This is a genomic window from Rhizobium sp. AN80A, from assembly GCF_030053015.1.
Lineage (GTDB): Bacteria > Pseudomonadota > Alphaproteobacteria > Rhizobiales > Rhizobiaceae > Rhizobium > Rhizobium metallidurans.
On sequence record NZ_JASJPX010000001.1, the window covers coordinates 1186410 to 1200928 of the forward strand.

Below are 14519 nucleotides of genomic sequence, written 5' to 3' on the forward strand. Positions count from 1 at the left end.
CGGCGAAGGCATTTCGAATGCATCACCGGACAAGCGGCAGGTAAATCGATGATCTGGCGCTTCAGCGTGGTTTCGGCAGTCCTCCGCACCAGGAGTTGAGCAGAGCTAGCTTTCGATGGTCGCCAAGGACGGCGCATCGGTTGCACTGCCGTACGTCTTCCGAGCGTGCTCCCGGCGCTTGAACGTATGTTCCTCACCCGGGAAAAGCCGAACGCGTACATCGCTCGCGTATGCGGCTACCGCTCGCTCCACCCTCCTGCCGAGCTCATCATATCGTTTTACGAAACGAGGCGTAAATTCGCTGAAGAGCCCGAGCATATCGTCGGAAACCAGAATCTGGCCGTCGCATGCCGCCGAAGCGCCAATGCCGATTGTCGGGATTTGGAGAACGTCCGTGACTTCGCGCGCCACCGATTCCACCGTGCCTTCCAGGACGATCGCGAATGCCCCCGATCCCCCGATCGCGGTCGCGTCACGGCGTATTTTCGCGGTCTCCGCTTCGGTATGGCCAACGGATCGATAGCCGGTTGTATGCACCTGTTGCGGCATCAGGCCAATATGCGCCAACACGGGAACGCCGCGTGCCGACAGGAAGGAGATCGTCTCGGCCATTTCCTCGCCGCCCTCCAGTTTGACGGCGTCGCAGCCGGTTTCCTGGAGAATGCGCACCGCGTTTCGGTAGGCCTGCTCCTTCGATTCCTGATAGCTCCCATAAGGCATGTCGACGACGACGCATGCTCTCTTGGAGCCGCGCATCACCGCCTTGCCATGGGCGATCATCATGTCGAGTGTCACCGGGATGGTGCTTTCCATGCCATAGAGGACCATGCCTACCGAATCTCCGACCAGCAAAAGATCGCAATGCTCGTCCAGAATTTTGGCAATGGGTGTCGTGTAGGCGGTCAGGCAGACGATCGGGGTGCCGCCTTTCATGGCCCGGATTCGATTTGCGGTAAGGCGACTGGGGCGTGACGCTGCGCTCATGGAAGAACTCCCTCTGCTTCGGGCTTGTTGGCAATGACGCGATGGTTCAGAAATCTCGTGGTGCTGACCGGGGCGAGCAGCGCGACGACAAGCAGGTTCGCGTTGGCGCCGGCAAGTGCCGGACGCATCGCCTCAACCGTCGAAGTGAGCCGCATTTCCTGCGCTTCCTTCATCAGAGATCACCTCGCTGGTTGGGCACAAGCCTGAAATCGAAGTGAGATCGCCATTCGGCGGTGCCTTCCGACATGGTTTCGAACGGTGCGATCAGCGAAGACTTGACACCGAACACGGCGTCGGAAGCCAGGTAGGGATCGTCCCCGACAAATGTATGGGTGATGACATTTTGATAGCCCGCGGCCGTTACGAGATAATGCATGTGTGCCGGACGGTGGGGGTGGCGCCGGAGCCCTTGAAGCATCTCACCAACGGGTCCGTCGTCGGGTATGGGGTAAGAAACCGGCTTTATCCCGATAAAGCTGTAGCGTCCGTCGGCGCCGGTGATGAACACACCTCGGTTGTTCCACTTCGGCTGGATATCGGGCTGCTGGACGTCGTAGAATCCGTCGGCGTTATCCGACCAGACGTCAATGCGGGCGCCTTTGATCGGACGGTTGTCGAGATCGAGGACCTGGCCCTCGTAGAGACAGCGTTCGCCCTTGCCATCCAGAATTATGGAATCGCCCATCGACCGGATGGGAGCATTTTCGACATGGAAAGGTCCCAGAACGGTATTTTCGGTCGCGGTGGACGGGCGCCGGTTGTTGATGGCGTCCACGAGCATCGACAATCCAAGCGTATCGGAGAGAAGAATGAACTCTTGCCTTTCTCCGCTGCAGGTCTGCCCCTACTCTCGTGAGGAAATCGATCCCTTGCGACCATTCCTCCTGCGTCAGATGAATTTCCTTCGCGAATGCATGCAGGTGTCTGGTCAGACACTCCATGATTTCCTGGAATCGCGGGTCGATATCCTTCCCGATGCGCGCATTGACGGCCTCGACTGAGTTCTGTTCGGTAAAATACTGCATCATGCCGTCCTCTTTCGTATTGAGCATTCGGCGAGCGCGTCGCAACAGAATGCCCAGCTCTATTCAGGTCGATTGCCTTCCCAAGCGTTCTGCAGCATTTCGCGGATCGCGCCACGCTCGATGGGGCGCGGGTTGAGATAGGGATTTTTTACCGCGAGATCCGACGCCTTATCGAGATCGCGTTCCGTCAGGCCGAAGTTTCGAAGAGCAAGGGGAGCGCCGAGGGAGGCCGCAAAATCGTAGAGCCCTCCGGCAATCCGTTCGCCAAACAGTTCCCGCAGTGGCGCCAGGGCTTCGGTGGCGGCGTCCGCATTGTAGGATATCGAATGCGGAAGCATAATGGCATGGGTTTCGGCATGCGGTAGGTCGAAGCTTCCACCCAGAACATGGCAGATCTTGTGATGCAGCGCCATGCCGACGCTGCCGAGGACGCTTCCGCAAAGCCAGGCGCCATAGAGCGCGTCAGCTCGGCCCTTCTTGTCTTGTGGAGATGATTTTATGACGGGCAGGGCGGTGCGAAGCGCTCGTATGCCTTCGATAGCCGCGATGGAGCTGATGGGATTGCGGTCCGCTGCGTAAAGGCCCTCCGCCGCGTGGGCGATCGCGTTTATTCCGCTGACGATGCTCATCGAAACAGGCAGGCTTGTCGTGAGGTCGGGGTCGTAGATAACGATATCCGGCATCAGGCTGTGATCACGTATCGTCGTCTTTTCGCCTCCCGAAGTTTCTCCAAGGATCGGCGTGACTTCCGAACCGGCATAGGTCGTGGGCAGGGCGATGTAAGGAAGGCGGCTTCGCAGTTTCAGAGCCTTTCCCAATCCGATCGTCGACCCTCCACCAACCGCAAGGATTCCGCCTGCTTTGCGGTCTCGAAGTTCCTGCATGGCCTGTTCCGTCACATGAACCGGCGTATGCATCGTCGCCTTCGCGAAAATTCCCGCCGATGCCGAGCCCAGATGGCCATGCATCTCCTCGGCGATATCCTGTTGCTCTGGCGTCGCCAGTACGATCAGCGTGCCGCAGTCCAGCTTCTTCGCTTGCTCGGCGAGGCGAGAGCGGCTGCCTGTCGCGAATATCACATGGGGCGATCTTCCTGAGTATTCGAATGATCGGTTGGACATGGAAACCCCTTCAGGTTGTCTTTTTGTCGCACTGTGACGAATTTCGTCCAATGATGGCGTACTGATTACTGACACAAGCAATTAATGCGCGTCAATCGACGATATTCGTATTTTTTTTGAAAATTAGTGTTGACTTACGTTTTTTTTTGGATTGTTCTGAGTGCATATCGAAGCGACAGCAAAGGGAGGCGCACATGTCACAGGCAGCGGAAAGCCTGGTCGGCACCAATTACATAACGGAGGAGATCACCGCTCTGATCGGTGTTTCCGGCCCAGTCAAAGAAGCTCCGCATCCGGTGGAGGCGAGCGAGGTCCGTCGCTTTTTCCAGGCGATTTCTGACTTCTCGCCCAAGTACACCGATCCGGAGTGGGCGAAGGAAAGCCGGTACGGCGGCCTTGTGGCGCCGCTTGCATTCCCGGCCCTCTACATCATTCGTCGCGGACCAACCGAGCCCGATCCGCTCGAAGTTTCCGGCGCGTCGGATTTCGACGGCGTGCAGCGCTCGCTTCGTCCGGGCCTGCCGCCGGTCAACATACCGCTGCCCCGGCTGCTCAATGGCGGCTACGAGTACGAATTCCATTCGAATGCACGGGTCGGAGACCGGATTTTCTGCCGGGCCAGCTACAAGGACATCTATCAGCGGGATGGCAAGAATGGACCGATGGTCTTCATCCTGATCCAGGAAGATTACTTCACCCAGGACGACCGGCCTCTCTACACGGCCGTATCGACCAACATTCTGCGCTAGGGGGGAACCATGACGCTCGCGTTTGAAGATATCGAGGTTGGCAGCGAAGTGCCGGTTCTGAACAAGGGGCCGATTACGACGGGTCATATGATGCGCTGGTCGGCCGCCATGGAGAACTGGCACAAGATCCACTACGACTGGAAGTACGCAACGGAACACGACAAGCTGCCGGACGTCCTGATCAGCGGTGCCTACAAGCAGAACGTGCTGATCCAGCTGCTGAGCGATTGGGTCGGCGAGACCGGCTGGCTCTGGAAGCTCGCATTCCAGTTCCGCGGCATGAACCTTCCCAACGAGACGCTGACCGCCTGGGGGCGTGTGACCGAAAAGCGGGTCGAAAAAGGATATGGCGTCGTCAGCCTCGAAGTCGGGTTGCGCAACGACAAGGGCGCCGAGGGAACGCCGGGCACCGCCGTGGTCGTCGTGCCTCTGAAAGGTGGCGCCGCAGTGCCGTATCCGTTCAATCCGGCTGTTCTCGCCTGACGATTTGCAAGGAATGTTTCCATGAATTATCCATCCAGCATCCACCTCACCGAAGTCGGGCTGAGGGACGGAATCCAGAACGAGCCGAAGATCCTGACGCTCGAAGAGAAAAAGGAACTGATTGACGCCCTGCTGCAAGCGGGCGTCAAGGACCTCGAAGTCGGTTCTTACGTCAATCCCAAGGCCGTGCCGCAGATGGCGAACACGGCGGAACTCGTGGCAGAGCTCCCCGTCCTCGACGACGTTCGTTATCGCGCCCTGTGGCTGAACGCACGCGGTCTCGACCAGGCGGTCGCCGCCGGCAAGCTGCATCTCGAAGGCAATCTGATCGTCACGGCGAGCGAAGCCTTCGTGCAGCGCAACCAGAACCGCAATATCGACCAGGTAATCGCGGAAATGCCTGAGTGGATCGAGCGCTATGTCGCGGCAGGCGTCGCGCCCGACGGCATCGGCGTCATGGCCGCCTTCGGCTGCAATTTCGAAGGCGATATCGCGCCGCAGAAGGTTATCGAACTGCTCGCCCGCGTCGCGGAGCTTCTGCCCGAAGGGCAGGCCGGTCTCAAGCGGGTCATCCTGGCCGATACCATGGGCTGGGGCACGCCGAAGCGGACGCGGGCGCTGATCGAGGGCATCCGCAACCGTTGGCCGACGGTCAAGCTCAAGATGCATCTCCACGATACGCGCGGGACAGCGATGTCGAACACGATCGCGGCCATGGAGCTCGGCGTTCGCGAATTCGATACCGCCGTCGGCGGGCTCGGAGGCTGCCCGTTCGCCGGTCACAAGGGTGCGGCGGGGAATGTCAGCACGGAAGATCTCGTGTTCATGTGCAACGAGATGGGGATCGAGACAGGTATCGACCTCGATCGGCTGCTTGTCGCCACCGCACTCGCGGAACGCCTGGTCGGGCATCCCGTATCCAGCAAGGTCTACACCGGCGGAACACGAGCCCGCTTCGCCGAAGCCAAGGCAGCATAAAGCCGCCATCATCATTCTAGGAGGTTTAAGAATGCCCGTAACTTGGGAGGAGCTCGAGATCGGAACGCAGACAGGGCGGACCACGCTCGCCGTCAGCGATGCGATGCTCGACGAATATCTCGACATCATGCAACTCGACCACAAGCTTTTCGAGGCCACGCCGGGGCAGGCGCGATTGCTGCCTTCCGACATGCTCGGCAAGCTCGGAATGGACGATCTGTTCCAGAACTTTCTGATGCACGAGGTCGGACCGAACATGCGCGCCAAGCAGAGTTTCGTCTTCTCCGGCGCCGTCCACGCCAACCAGACGCTGACGGCGACCGGATATGTCGTCGAGAAATACGAAAAGCGTGGGAAGAACTTCGTGACGCTGGAAGCAGTGTTCCGCGATGACAAGGGCAACGCATTGCTGACCGATCGCCGGACCCAGCTGATGTTGGCCGAAAAAGCCGCCGCGGCGGAATAGGAGAGCCCCATGCAATTCGCAGAAATCAGAAAGACGATCGATCTGCCGCGGATGACCCGTTATTCCGGCGACGGAAACTTTCACAGTGATGAGGAGGCGGCCAAGAAGGTCGGTCTCTCCGGTGCCATCGTTCAGGGCGGGCAGCTTGCCGGCTATCTGAGTGAAATGATGATCGCCACGTTCGGCAAGCGCTATCTCGAAAGCGGCGAGATTGCCGTCAGCTTCATCAAGACCGTCAAGGCCGGCGAGACCGTCGTGACCAAGGGTGAAGTGACGGAAACCGAGGCAGGACGCATGCACTGCGATGTCTGGCTTGAAAACCAGCAGGGTGAAAAGGTCACCGTCGGCAAAGCCAGCGTTGGAGCGTGATATGTCGTTATTGCCCCTTTCGGGAGTACGGATCGTCGAAGCGGGAAGTTCCCATGTCGTGTCTTATGGCGCACGGCTGCTGGCATCGCTTGGCGCTGAGGTCGTTCGCATAGAAGAGGCATCATCCGTCTGCTCGAAAGGTGGCATAGCCGAGGCATTGAACGTCTATCTGAATGGGCAGAAACACCGGGTCGGACTTGACCTGTCGTCAGCGCGGGGGCAGGAGCTCCTTGTCAAGCTGCTGTGCCGCGCGGATGTCTTCCTGCACGACACGCATGTCCTGGGCGTCCCGGCCGATCTGGCCGCAAGCTGCCCGACGCTCCATGTCGTTTCGGTATCCGCGTTCAACGATGTGAACCGGGCGGCCAACAGCGATATGATCGTGCAGCACGCTTCCGGGTTGGCCTGGCACCAGGCTGCTCCCGTCAGTTCGCCGGAAAGCCAGCCGCCCATCGCCGGAGCCGATCTCGAGGGCCCGCTTGCGGCAGCGGTTGCCATGGCCGGCGCTGCCGTATCCCTGATCGCCAACGGTGACAAACAGGTCAAGGGCGAGCATATTCGCTTCTCGCTCTCCGACTTCTATTCGCATTTGCTGGTCGAACCGGTCGCCGATTGGGTTGCGGGCGATCGAACATTTGCCCGCAAGGGGTTGGAAGGCCGCGGTCCCGAGATCGCGGGAGGCCTGATCTGGCTTTTGCAATGTGCCGACGGATGGGTGGTGATCTCGCCTCGCGAGCAGCATCAATGGGATCGCTGGATCGAACTCATCGATACGCCGGACTGGTCCGGGGACGCCGACTTGTGTGGCGATGGCGCAAGCCGCAGCCGCAATGCGCTTCGACTGCAGGCACTGATGTCGGATTGGTCGCGGCAGCGATCCAAGACGGATATTTTCGGGATGGCGCAAGGCGCCCGGGTGCCCTGCTTCCCGATCAACACGCCCGACGATCTGCTTGCGAACGAACAGCTCGCAGCGCGTCGCTTCTTCGACCACGCGGTCTTGCCGGATGGCCGCGCCATCCGGATACCTGGCCTGCCGTTCCATATGGTCAGCGCGGATGGGAAGTGCCTGGAGCAGGAGCGGACCATCCGCATCGGCGCGATTGCGGACGCCGAGACCGTCTTGGGCGCCCGTTCCGTTGACGAAATGCAGCGTGAAGGAGCCTTGGCGTTATGATCGAGAAACTCCTTGAAGGTATTCGCGTCGTCGATTTCAGCTGGGTTCTGGCTGGGCCAATGACCACCAAGATGCTGGGCGCGATGGGTGCCGAGGTCATCAAGGTCGAGTCCGGCCTGCGGCCCGAATACCGCAAGCGCCAGGGCTGGCCGGCCGTCGTCAACAACAACAAGAAAAGCTCGACGATCAATTTCACCACGCCCGAGGGCAAGGAAATCGTTCGGGAGCTTATTCGCAAGAGCGACATTCTCGTCGAGAATTTCAGCGCACGCGTTCTCAAGGGCCACGGGCTCGACTACGAAAGCGTCAAGCGTATCAACGAGCGGATGATCTATGTCTCGGCCTCCGGCGTGGGCCGCAGCGGACCGCAAAAGGATTACCTCGCCTACGGTACCTTGCTGCAGTCCTATAGCGGACGGGTCGGGATGATCGGTGAGCCCAATCCGCGTGGAGAATCCATGGGCATTCTCCCAGCCTGGACCGATCCGGTCACCGCGATGTGGGAAGTGCTGGCGATCGTGACCGCCTTGCGGCATCGCAAGGTCACGGGCATGGGCAGCTATATCGATCTGTCCATGCTGGAAAGCACCGTGGCGCTCCTCCCGGAATCTGTCATCCGGCTGCAACTGGGGCTGGAAACGCGCGAACAGGGCGGAAATCGTACCGCCGATTGCGCGCCGGCAGGATGCTTCAAGTGTGCTGGTGCGGATGCCTGGGTCGCGCTCTCGGTTGCCGGCGATGCCGAATGGAAGGCCCTGTGCGGTCTGATGAGGCGGCCTGAACTGTTTCAGGACGAACGCTATGCGACGAGGGAAGCACGAATTTCGAAGCGAGACGATCTCAATGCGATGGTCGCTGGCTGGCTGGCGGATGAGGATGCGGATGTCGTGGAACGATTGCTCGTCTCGAACGGCCTGTCAGCGGCAAGATCCCGTTCGATCGCCGACGTCATCGACGAGCACACAAAAGCCGGTTCGGGTCTCTTCCCCGATGTTGAGCACCTCAAGACGATCGCTCTTCCATGGAAGGATATCGGCGGCAAACGGGGTCGCACGAGCGCTGCGCCCGCGCTTGGCGACGCGAACCAGTATGTTTTTGGCGATCTCCTGGGCATCCCGCCGGAGGAAATCGATCGTCTGGTGACGGAGGGGGTGATCGTATGAGCCACCTGTTCAGTTCCTTCGATCTCGGCGCGGTGCACCTTGAAAACCGCATCGTCATCTCGCCGATGTGTCAGTACAGCGCGGTAAACGGCAGCGCCACGGATTGGCACGCCATGCATCTGGGCCAATTTGCCGCTGCCGGACCAGGGTTGATCATGCTGGAAGCGACGGCCGTAAGCCCGGAAGGGCGCATCACGCATGGCGATCTGGGCCTTTACTCGGATGAGAACGAAGAGGCCCTTCGGAAACTTCTGTCGTTCATTCGCGGCATCGGGCCTTCCAAGATCGGTATTCAGCTCAGCCACACCGGAAGAAAAGGATCCGTCCATCTGCCCTGGGCGCGGCGCGGCCCTTCGTGACGGGGAGTTCGCCACTCGCGCCCGAGGACGATCCATGGCCGACGATCGGTGCATCGGCTCTGCCTCACCTCCCGGACTGGCCGGCGCCTGTGGAGATGGACGAAGCCGAGATAAATCGCGTCGTCGAGGCTTTTGCGGAATCCGCGGCGCGCGCGAACCGGCTCGGTTTCGATGTCGTGGAGGTCCACGCCGCCCATGGCTATCTGCTGCACCAGTTTCTGTCGCCCATCAGCAATCGCCGGTCGGACAGGTATGGCGGATCTCTGCAAAATCGGCAGAGGCTCCTGCTGGAAGTGGTTCGCGCGGTTCGGAACGTTCTGGACAAAAGACGTGCCGTTATCGTCCGCGTCTCCGCGACGGATTGGGTCGATGGCGGCCTTGCGCTCGAAGATACGATCGATATCGCGCGCGAGCTTGCCGCTGCCGGCGTCGATGCCATCGACGTATCGTCGGGAGGCATCAGCGACTTGCAGCGCATTCCCATCGGCCCGGGATATCAGGTGCATCTCAGTGCACGCATCCGCAAGGAATGCGACATCCCCACCATCGCGGTTGGGCTGATCGAGCAGCCCGTGCAGGCTGAACGCATTCTCACCGAACAGTCGGCTGATCTGATCGCCATCGGTCGGGCCGCGTTGAGGGAGCCGCGCTGGCCCTGGCGAGCTGCCGCGGAACTCGGCGAGAAGTCGTTCTATCCGCCTCAATACGAGCGCGCCCGCCTTCGCAAACCGCGTGTTCTGGTCGATGCGGATAAAGACCGGGCAGTGGGGGAGAGCCGCCGTGCCTGATCTCTCGGTTCTTCAGAAAGCACGTCGTCTCAAGCAGCGCTGGCGCCAGGGTGAGCCCACATTCGGCGCCTGGCACGCGATCGGCTCGCCGATGGTTACGGAAATCATGGGAGCTTGCGGCTACGATTGGCTTTTCATCGATCTCGAACATACGGCGATCGATCTCGGTACCTTGCAGACAATGCTCGCTGCCTTGGAAGCATCCGCCACTGTTCCGATCGTGCGCGTGCCGGGAAGTGATCCTCACCATATCAAGAGGGTCCTGGATATCGGTGCGGCGGGTATCCTCGTGCCCAATGTGCTGACGGCGCAGCAGGCGAGCGAAGTGGTTCGTGCAACAAAATACCCGCCTGCGGGCATCCGAGGCTGGGGGCCGTGGCGAGCGTCCTCATATTTCGCGGGCGCTGCCAAATACGCGGAGTGTGCCAATGACGATCTGATCGTGATGATACAGATCGAGGACATCAAGGCTTTGCCGGAGCTGGATGCGATCGTGACCACGCCTGGGCTGGATGCGGTCTGCTCGGGACCCGCCGATCTCGCCTTTTCCATCGGCAGCACGCCATTTGCCAACCATCCGGCCGTCGCGGACGCCTTGAGCCAGATTTTCGGTGCGGCAAGAAGGCATGGCGTGCCAGCCGCGCACGGACTTGCGGTCTCGGATTCCGAAGTCGCCTCGATGGTGTCGCAGGGCGTGACGATTCTGCCGCTCGGTTCCGATGTGGGCCTTCTGTCTCAGGGAGGGAAGCAGTCGGTGAATGCTGCTGCTGGATGGAGGAGTACGGGGGAGCCGACAAAGGAGGTTGTTGCAAAATCCGGAAGTTATTAGGCCTAAGGACGTAAGCGAAATATTTGCCGCGGAGGAGCGGCATCGTGATGTGAGGAGGAATGAGCGTGATTGCAGATACTGTTGAGAGAACTGCGTCCGGAGCCGACAGCAGGGACCTGCATTCCGTTTCCGGCCCGTCGTCGGCTGACGGGGCGAGAAACGCACCATCTTTCCTGTCCTTGAAGAACGTCAACAAGGCGTTCGGAGCCTTCACCGCCCTCGAAGGTATCGATCTCGATATTCAGGAAGGCGAGTTCGTATGTTTTCTCGGGCCGTCGGGGTGCGGAAAGTCGACCTTGCTGCGAATTATCGCAGGGCTAGAACAGCAGACGGCGGGGACGATTTCCCACCGTGATCGCGACATCTCCGGCGATTCGGCGGCAGCCCGCCATTTCGGCATTCTCTTTCAATCCTATGCGCTTTTCCCCAACCTGACGGTACGCGAGAACGTCGCCTACGGATTGCACAATCAGAAGCTCTCCGCCGACGTCATCGATCGCCGGGTGAAGGAGCTCCTTCAATTGGTCGAGCTCACCGGGTCTGAACAGAAATACCCAAGACAGCTCTCTGGCGGGCAACAGCAGCGTGTGGCGCTGGCCCGCGCAATCGCACCGTCTCCCAAGCTTCTCCTGCTGGACGAACCGCTGTCAGCGCTTGATGCCAAGGTTCGCGTTTACTTGCGGGAGAAGATCAGGGAACTGCAGAAGCAACTCGGCCTGACGACAATCATGGTCACCCACGATCAAGAAGAGGCGCTGACCATGGCCGACCGGATCGTGGTCATGAATCAAGGCAGAATCGACCAGGTTGGAGCGCCTATCGAAATTTACAAAAGGCCTTCGACGCGCTTTGTCGCCAACTTCGTCGGAAAGGCAAATTTCATCGGCGGCAACGTATCCGGCACGCTGATCCAGATCGCCCAGAATACGTTCCCCACGATGGAAGGCGACAAGCTTTCGGACGGCGCCATCGATATTTGCGTCAGGCCCGAGCATATTCAGCTCACTTCACCGGGGGCAACCTCCGGCGGAACGCTGGGACGCGTTGAGAAAGTCGAATTTCTCGGAAGTTTCTATCGGGTAGCGGTGTCATCGGACGCACTATCAAAGACGCCGATCATCATCGATCTGTCCGCCGGCACTCAGAACGAGCTGTCCTTTCAGGTAGGTGAAGCCGTGCGGATGATCTTTAGCCCGCAACACTTCACCTATTTCGCAGCCGAGCAGAATGTCGAGAGGGGCTGATATGGCATCGACCGTGTCCGTTATTTCCTCCTCTTCCGGCACCGGCGGAATGGAACGCACCATCCGGACGATTGCCATGCTGGCATGTGTCCTGTTGCTGCTGATCCTGGTTGTCATTCCTATCTTTTCGCTCCTGTCTCAAAGCATGTTTGATGACAAAGGGAATTTCGTCGGACTGAGCAACTATCAGGCGTATTTTGCGAACCCGGCTTTGCGTCAGTCGATTGTGAACAGCCTCTTCATTGCTGTGTTGACCACGTCGATCACCGTGCCGCTTGCATTCGGTTATTCGTACGCGTTGACGCGAACGCGCTTGCCGTTCAAAGCCTTGTTCAAGGGCATCGCATACCTGCCCATCCTGGCACCTTCGCTGCTGCCTGCCATCGCTCTGATCTACATTTTCGGTAACCAGGGTTTTCTGACTTACGCTCTGCAGGGCCAGAGTATCTACGGGCCGATCGGTATCGTGACGGCGCAGGTTTTCTACGCCTTTCCCTTCGCGACGCTGATCCTGACGACGGCCTTGGCGAACTCGGATGCCCGCCTTTACGAAGTCGCCGAAACGCTCGCAACCTCGCCCTATCGTACGTTTCGGACGATCACGCTTCCCGCCGCCCGTTACGGCCTGGTCAATGCGGCGGCGGTCGTGTTCACGATCGCGATCGTGGACTTCGGTATCGTCAAGGTCATCGGCGGGCAATATTCGGTGTTGGCGATCGAGGTGTACAAGCAGATTATCGGCCAGCAGAAATTCCAGCTGGGTGCGGTTATCGGTGTACTGCTTATTCTTCCGACGATTGTGACCTTTACCATTGAACGCTTGGCCAGGCGCGGTCAGACGTCGCAACTGAGCGCCCGGTCCGTGCTTCTGCGCCCGAAAAGCCGCCCGTTGACCGATATAGCCGTGACGGCTTTCACGGTCATCGTTGCCGCCATCATATTGTTCATAATCGGCGTGGCGATTTTTGCCTCTCTGGTGACATTCTGGCCCTATGATCTGACGCTTGCGCTCGGCAATTACGACTTCTCGGTCGTCAATACGTCCGGATGGTCATCCTATGTGAATAGTTTGCGGATGGCGGCCTGGACGGCGATTGTCGGCACGGCGGTGGTGTTCGTCGGCGCATATCTGGCGGAGAAGACGAAAGTGCCTTTCGCGCTCCGTGGCATCATGCAGCTTTTCGCGATGATGCCCATCGCGATACCCGGCATCACGCTTGGTCTCGGCTATATTTTCTTCTTCAACTCGCCCAGCAACCCGTTGAATTTCCTTTACGGAACAACCGCCATCCTGGTGATGGTGACGATTGCCCACTACTACACCGTTCCGCATCTGACGGCGGTCACCGCCTTGAGGCAACTCGACGAGGAATTCGAAGCGGCCTCCGAGGCGCTTGGAACGCCGTTCTGGAAGACGATGTGGCGGGTGACGCTACCCATCTGCGTCCCGGCATTGATCGACATCGCGACGTTCTTCTTCGTCAATGCGATGACAACAGTTGCAGCGGTGATCTTTCTCTACGGACCCGGCGGCAAGCTTGCTTCCATCGCGGTCGTCGAAATGGACGACACCGGCGACACCGCCTACGCGGCGGCCATGGCGGTGATGATCCTGTTGACGTCCGCCATCGTGAAGCTCTGCCAAACCGTGGTCACGAAATATCTGCTGACCCATACGCAGAGATGGCGGCAGGCGCATCGATGAAAACCATAACGAAGTGGAGGAGAACAAGCATGAAAAGCAGGATGAAGCACTTGATGGCAGGCGTCGTATGCCTGGCCGCGATCGGCGCCGGCGGTTCCGGTTTCGCTCAGCAGCCTTCCGGTCAGCTTACGGTTTACACGGCGCTGCTGCCGTCGGTCCTAGCACCTTACGCGGCCGCCTTCAACGAGGCGTATCCAGACGTAAAGATTAACTGGGTACGCGAGGCTGGCGGAATGCTGGCCGCGAGGATTATCGCGGAAAAGGCGGACCCGAAAGCGGATGTCATCTGGGGCCTGCCTGTTCCCGAGATCATCACGCTCGACCAGGCGGGTCTTATCGAGCGCTACTCGCCAAAGGGAGTGGAGGAGCTGAAACCGCTTTTCGTTGATGCGGTCAACAAGCCGCCGGCATGGACCGGTCTGGACATGTTCCTGAACCTGATCTGCTTCAATACGGTGGAAGCGGAAAAGCGCGGTATTCCCAAGCCGGAATCCTGGGCGGATCTGACGAAGCCTGTTTACGCGGGCCAGATTACGATGCCCAGTCCGCAGATGTCCGGCACTGGTTACGCCTACATCATGGCCTGGATCCAATCTATGGGAGAGGACAAAGCCTGGACCTATATCGACGCGCTCAATAAGAACGTGGCGTCGTATACCAATTCCAGCTCCACGCCCTGCAAGCAGGCCGCCGCCGGTGAATACGTCGTGGGCCTGTCGACGGACTTCAACGCCTCGCCGCTGAAGTCGAAGGGCGCGCCGATCGATCTGCTGGTGCCGTCCGATGGAACGGGCTGGGGTATCGAGGCGTCGGCCCTGCCAAAGGGTTCCAAGAAGCCTGAACTCGCGAAACTGCTTCTCGATTTCTCGATCAGCCAGAAGGCGAACGAAGCCTACGCAAAATACTACGGAATCGTGGCGCGAAACGGTATCAAAAGCAGCCAACCCAATGCCGTTGAAAACGGCGATCAGCGCGCCTTGAAGATCGATATTGCGTGGGGCAACGACAACCGCGATCGCATACTGAACAAATGGGGCGCTCAGTACCAGGCGAAGTCCGAGCCAAAGCCAGCGAAGTAG

General features: G+C 59.5%; 14 protein-coding genes and 2 pseudogenes. 12 read left to right on the forward strand and 4 right to left on the reverse strand.

Annotation, left to right across the window (positions count from 1 at the left end; translation table 11 throughout):
• Nucleotides 1–105: 105 nt before the first annotated feature.
• The 4 genes and pseudogenes from panB to P3R82_RS05395 form a co-directional block, all read right to left on the reverse strand.
• Nucleotides 106–984, reverse strand: a complete 879-nt coding sequence (gene panB, locus P3R82_RS05380) for a 3-methyl-2-oxobutanoate hydroxymethyltransferase (RefSeq protein WP_283193306.1) — start codon at nucleotides 982–984, stop codon at nucleotides 106–108.
• Nucleotides 981–1157 (reverse strand): hypothetical protein, encoded by a 177-nt coding sequence (locus P3R82_RS05385; RefSeq protein ID WP_283193307.1) that lies wholly within the window; start codon nucleotides 1155–1157, stop codon nucleotides 981–983. The genes panB and P3R82_RS05385 overlap by 4 nt, the downstream gene beginning before the upstream one ends.
• Nucleotides 1157–2012, reverse strand: a pseudogene (locus P3R82_RS05390) (dioxygenase). The gene P3R82_RS05385 and the pseudogene P3R82_RS05390 overlap by 1 nt, the downstream one beginning before the upstream one ends.
• Nucleotides 2013–2068: 56 nt before the next feature.
• A complete protein-coding gene (locus P3R82_RS05395) occupies nucleotides 2069–3130 on the reverse strand; it encodes a maleylacetate reductase (protein ID WP_283193308.1) in 1062 nt (353 codons plus the stop codon).
• A 194-nt stretch (nucleotides 3131–3324) separates the two neighbouring features.
• Here P3R82_RS05395 and P3R82_RS05400 point away from each other — a divergent pair, with 194 nt between their 5' ends.
• The 12 genes and pseudogenes from P3R82_RS05400 (at nucleotide 3325) to P3R82_RS05455 (ending at nucleotide 14519) form a co-directional block, all read left to right on the forward strand.
• The gene (locus P3R82_RS05400; RefSeq protein ID WP_283193309.1) at nucleotides 3325–3879 is read left to right on the forward strand and encodes a MaoC family dehydratase N-terminal domain-containing protein; all 555 of its coding nucleotides are present in this window, start codon (nucleotides 3325–3327) and stop codon (nucleotides 3877–3879) included.
• A 9-nt stretch (nucleotides 3880–3888) separates the two neighbouring features.
• Nucleotides 3889–4362 carry an acyl dehydratase gene (locus P3R82_RS05405; RefSeq protein WP_283193310.1) on the forward strand — a complete coding sequence of 158 codons (474 nt, stop codon included), beginning with the start codon at nucleotides 3889–3891 and terminating at the stop codon, nucleotides 4360–4362.
• 21 nt (nucleotides 4363–4383) lie between these two features.
• Nucleotides 4384–5340: a hydroxymethylglutaryl-CoA lyase gene (locus P3R82_RS05410; RefSeq protein ID WP_283193311.1), complete on the forward strand. Its 957-nt coding sequence runs from the start codon at nucleotides 4384–4386 to the stop codon at nucleotides 5338–5340.
• Nucleotides 5341–5371: 31 nt separating this feature from the next.
• The gene (locus tag P3R82_RS05415; RefSeq protein ID WP_283193312.1) at nucleotides 5372–5806 is read left to right on the forward strand and encodes a hypothetical protein; all 435 of its coding nucleotides are present in this window, start codon (nucleotides 5372–5374) and stop codon (nucleotides 5804–5806) included.
• 9 nt (nucleotides 5807–5815) lie between these two features.
• Nucleotides 5816–6175, forward strand: a complete 360-nt coding sequence (locus tag P3R82_RS05420; protein ID WP_283193313.1) for a MaoC family dehydratase — start codon at nucleotides 5816–5818, stop codon at nucleotides 6173–6175.
• Nucleotide 6176: 1 nt separating this feature from the next.
• On the forward strand, nucleotides 6177–7352 hold the full coding sequence (locus tag P3R82_RS05425) for a CoA transferase (protein ID WP_283193314.1): 1176 nt from the start codon (nucleotides 6177–6179) through the stop codon (nucleotides 7350–7352).
• Complete coding sequence (locus P3R82_RS05430) at nucleotides 7349–8515, forward strand: CoA transferase (RefSeq protein ID WP_283193315.1); 1167 nt, start codon at nucleotides 7349–7351, stop codon at nucleotides 8513–8515. The genes P3R82_RS05425 and P3R82_RS05430 overlap by 4 nt, the downstream gene beginning before the upstream one ends.
• Nucleotides 8512–9662: pseudogene (locus tag P3R82_RS05435) on the forward strand (NADH:flavin oxidoreductase/NADH oxidase). Before P3R82_RS05430 ends, P3R82_RS05435 begins: the two are co-directional and overlap by 4 nt.
• Nucleotides 9655–10491: an aldolase/citrate lyase family protein gene (locus tag P3R82_RS05440; RefSeq protein ID WP_283193316.1), complete on the forward strand. Its 837-nt coding sequence runs from the start codon at nucleotides 9655–9657 to the stop codon at nucleotides 10489–10491. Before P3R82_RS05435 ends, P3R82_RS05440 begins: the two are co-directional and overlap by 8 nt.
• A 59-nt stretch (nucleotides 10492–10550) precedes the next feature.
• Nucleotides 10551–11735 carry a putative 2-aminoethylphosphonate ABC transporter ATP-binding protein gene (locus tag P3R82_RS05445; protein ID WP_283193317.1) on the forward strand — a complete coding sequence of 395 codons (1185 nt, stop codon included), beginning with the start codon at nucleotides 10551–10553 and terminating at the stop codon, nucleotides 11733–11735.
• A 1-nt stretch (nucleotide 11736) separates the two neighbouring features.
• Complete coding sequence (locus P3R82_RS05450) at nucleotides 11737–13440, forward strand: putative 2-aminoethylphosphonate ABC transporter permease subunit (protein ID WP_283193318.1); 1704 nt, start codon at nucleotides 11737–11739, stop codon at nucleotides 13438–13440.
• 29 nt (nucleotides 13441–13469) lie between these two features.
• Nucleotides 13470–14519, forward strand: a complete 1050-nt coding sequence (locus P3R82_RS05455; protein ID WP_283193319.1) for an extracellular solute-binding protein — start codon at nucleotides 13470–13472, stop codon at nucleotides 14517–14519.

Bases quoted from the DNA above. Each gene is read 5' to 3' on its own strand.
- panB (WP_283193306.1), bottom strand. From the start codon at position 984: ATGAGCGCAGCGTCACGCCCCAGTCGCCTTACCGCAAATCGAATCCGG.
- P3R82_RS05385 (WP_283193307.1), bottom strand. From the start codon at position 1,157: ATGAAGGAAGCGCAGGAAATGCGGCTCACTTCGACGGTTGAGGCGATG.
- P3R82_RS05395 (WP_283193308.1), bottom strand. From the start codon at position 3,130: ATGTCCAACCGATCATTCGAATACTCAGGAAGATCGCCCCATGTGATA.
- P3R82_RS05400 (WP_283193309.1), top strand. From the start codon at position 3,325: ATGTCACAGGCAGCGGAAAGCCTGGTCGGCACCAATTACATAACGGAG.
- P3R82_RS05405 (WP_283193310.1), top strand. From the start codon at position 3,889: ATGACGCTCGCGTTTGAAGATATCGAGGTTGGCAGCGAAGTGCCGGTT.
- P3R82_RS05410 (WP_283193311.1), top strand. From the start codon at position 4,384: ATGAATTATCCATCCAGCATCCACCTCACCGAAGTCGGGCTGAGGGAC.
- P3R82_RS05415 (WP_283193312.1), top strand. From the start codon at position 5,372: ATGCCCGTAACTTGGGAGGAGCTCGAGATCGGAACGCAGACAGGGCGG.
- P3R82_RS05420 (WP_283193313.1), top strand. From the start codon at position 5,816: ATGCAATTCGCAGAAATCAGAAAGACGATCGATCTGCCGCGGATGACC.
- P3R82_RS05425 (WP_283193314.1), top strand. From the start codon at position 6,177: ATGTCGTTATTGCCCCTTTCGGGAGTACGGATCGTCGAAGCGGGAAGT.
- P3R82_RS05430 (WP_283193315.1), top strand. From the start codon at position 7,349: ATGATCGAGAAACTCCTTGAAGGTATTCGCGTCGTCGATTTCAGCTGG.
- P3R82_RS05445 (WP_283193317.1), top strand. From the start codon at position 10,551: ATGAGCGTGATTGCAGATACTGTTGAGAGAACTGCGTCCGGAGCCGAC.
- P3R82_RS05450 (WP_283193318.1), top strand. From the start codon at position 11,737: ATGGCATCGACCGTGTCCGTTATTTCCTCCTCTTCCGGCACCGGCGGA.
- P3R82_RS05455 (WP_283193319.1), top strand. From the start codon at position 13,470: ATGAAAAGCAGGATGAAGCACTTGATGGCAGGCGTCGTATGCCTGGCC.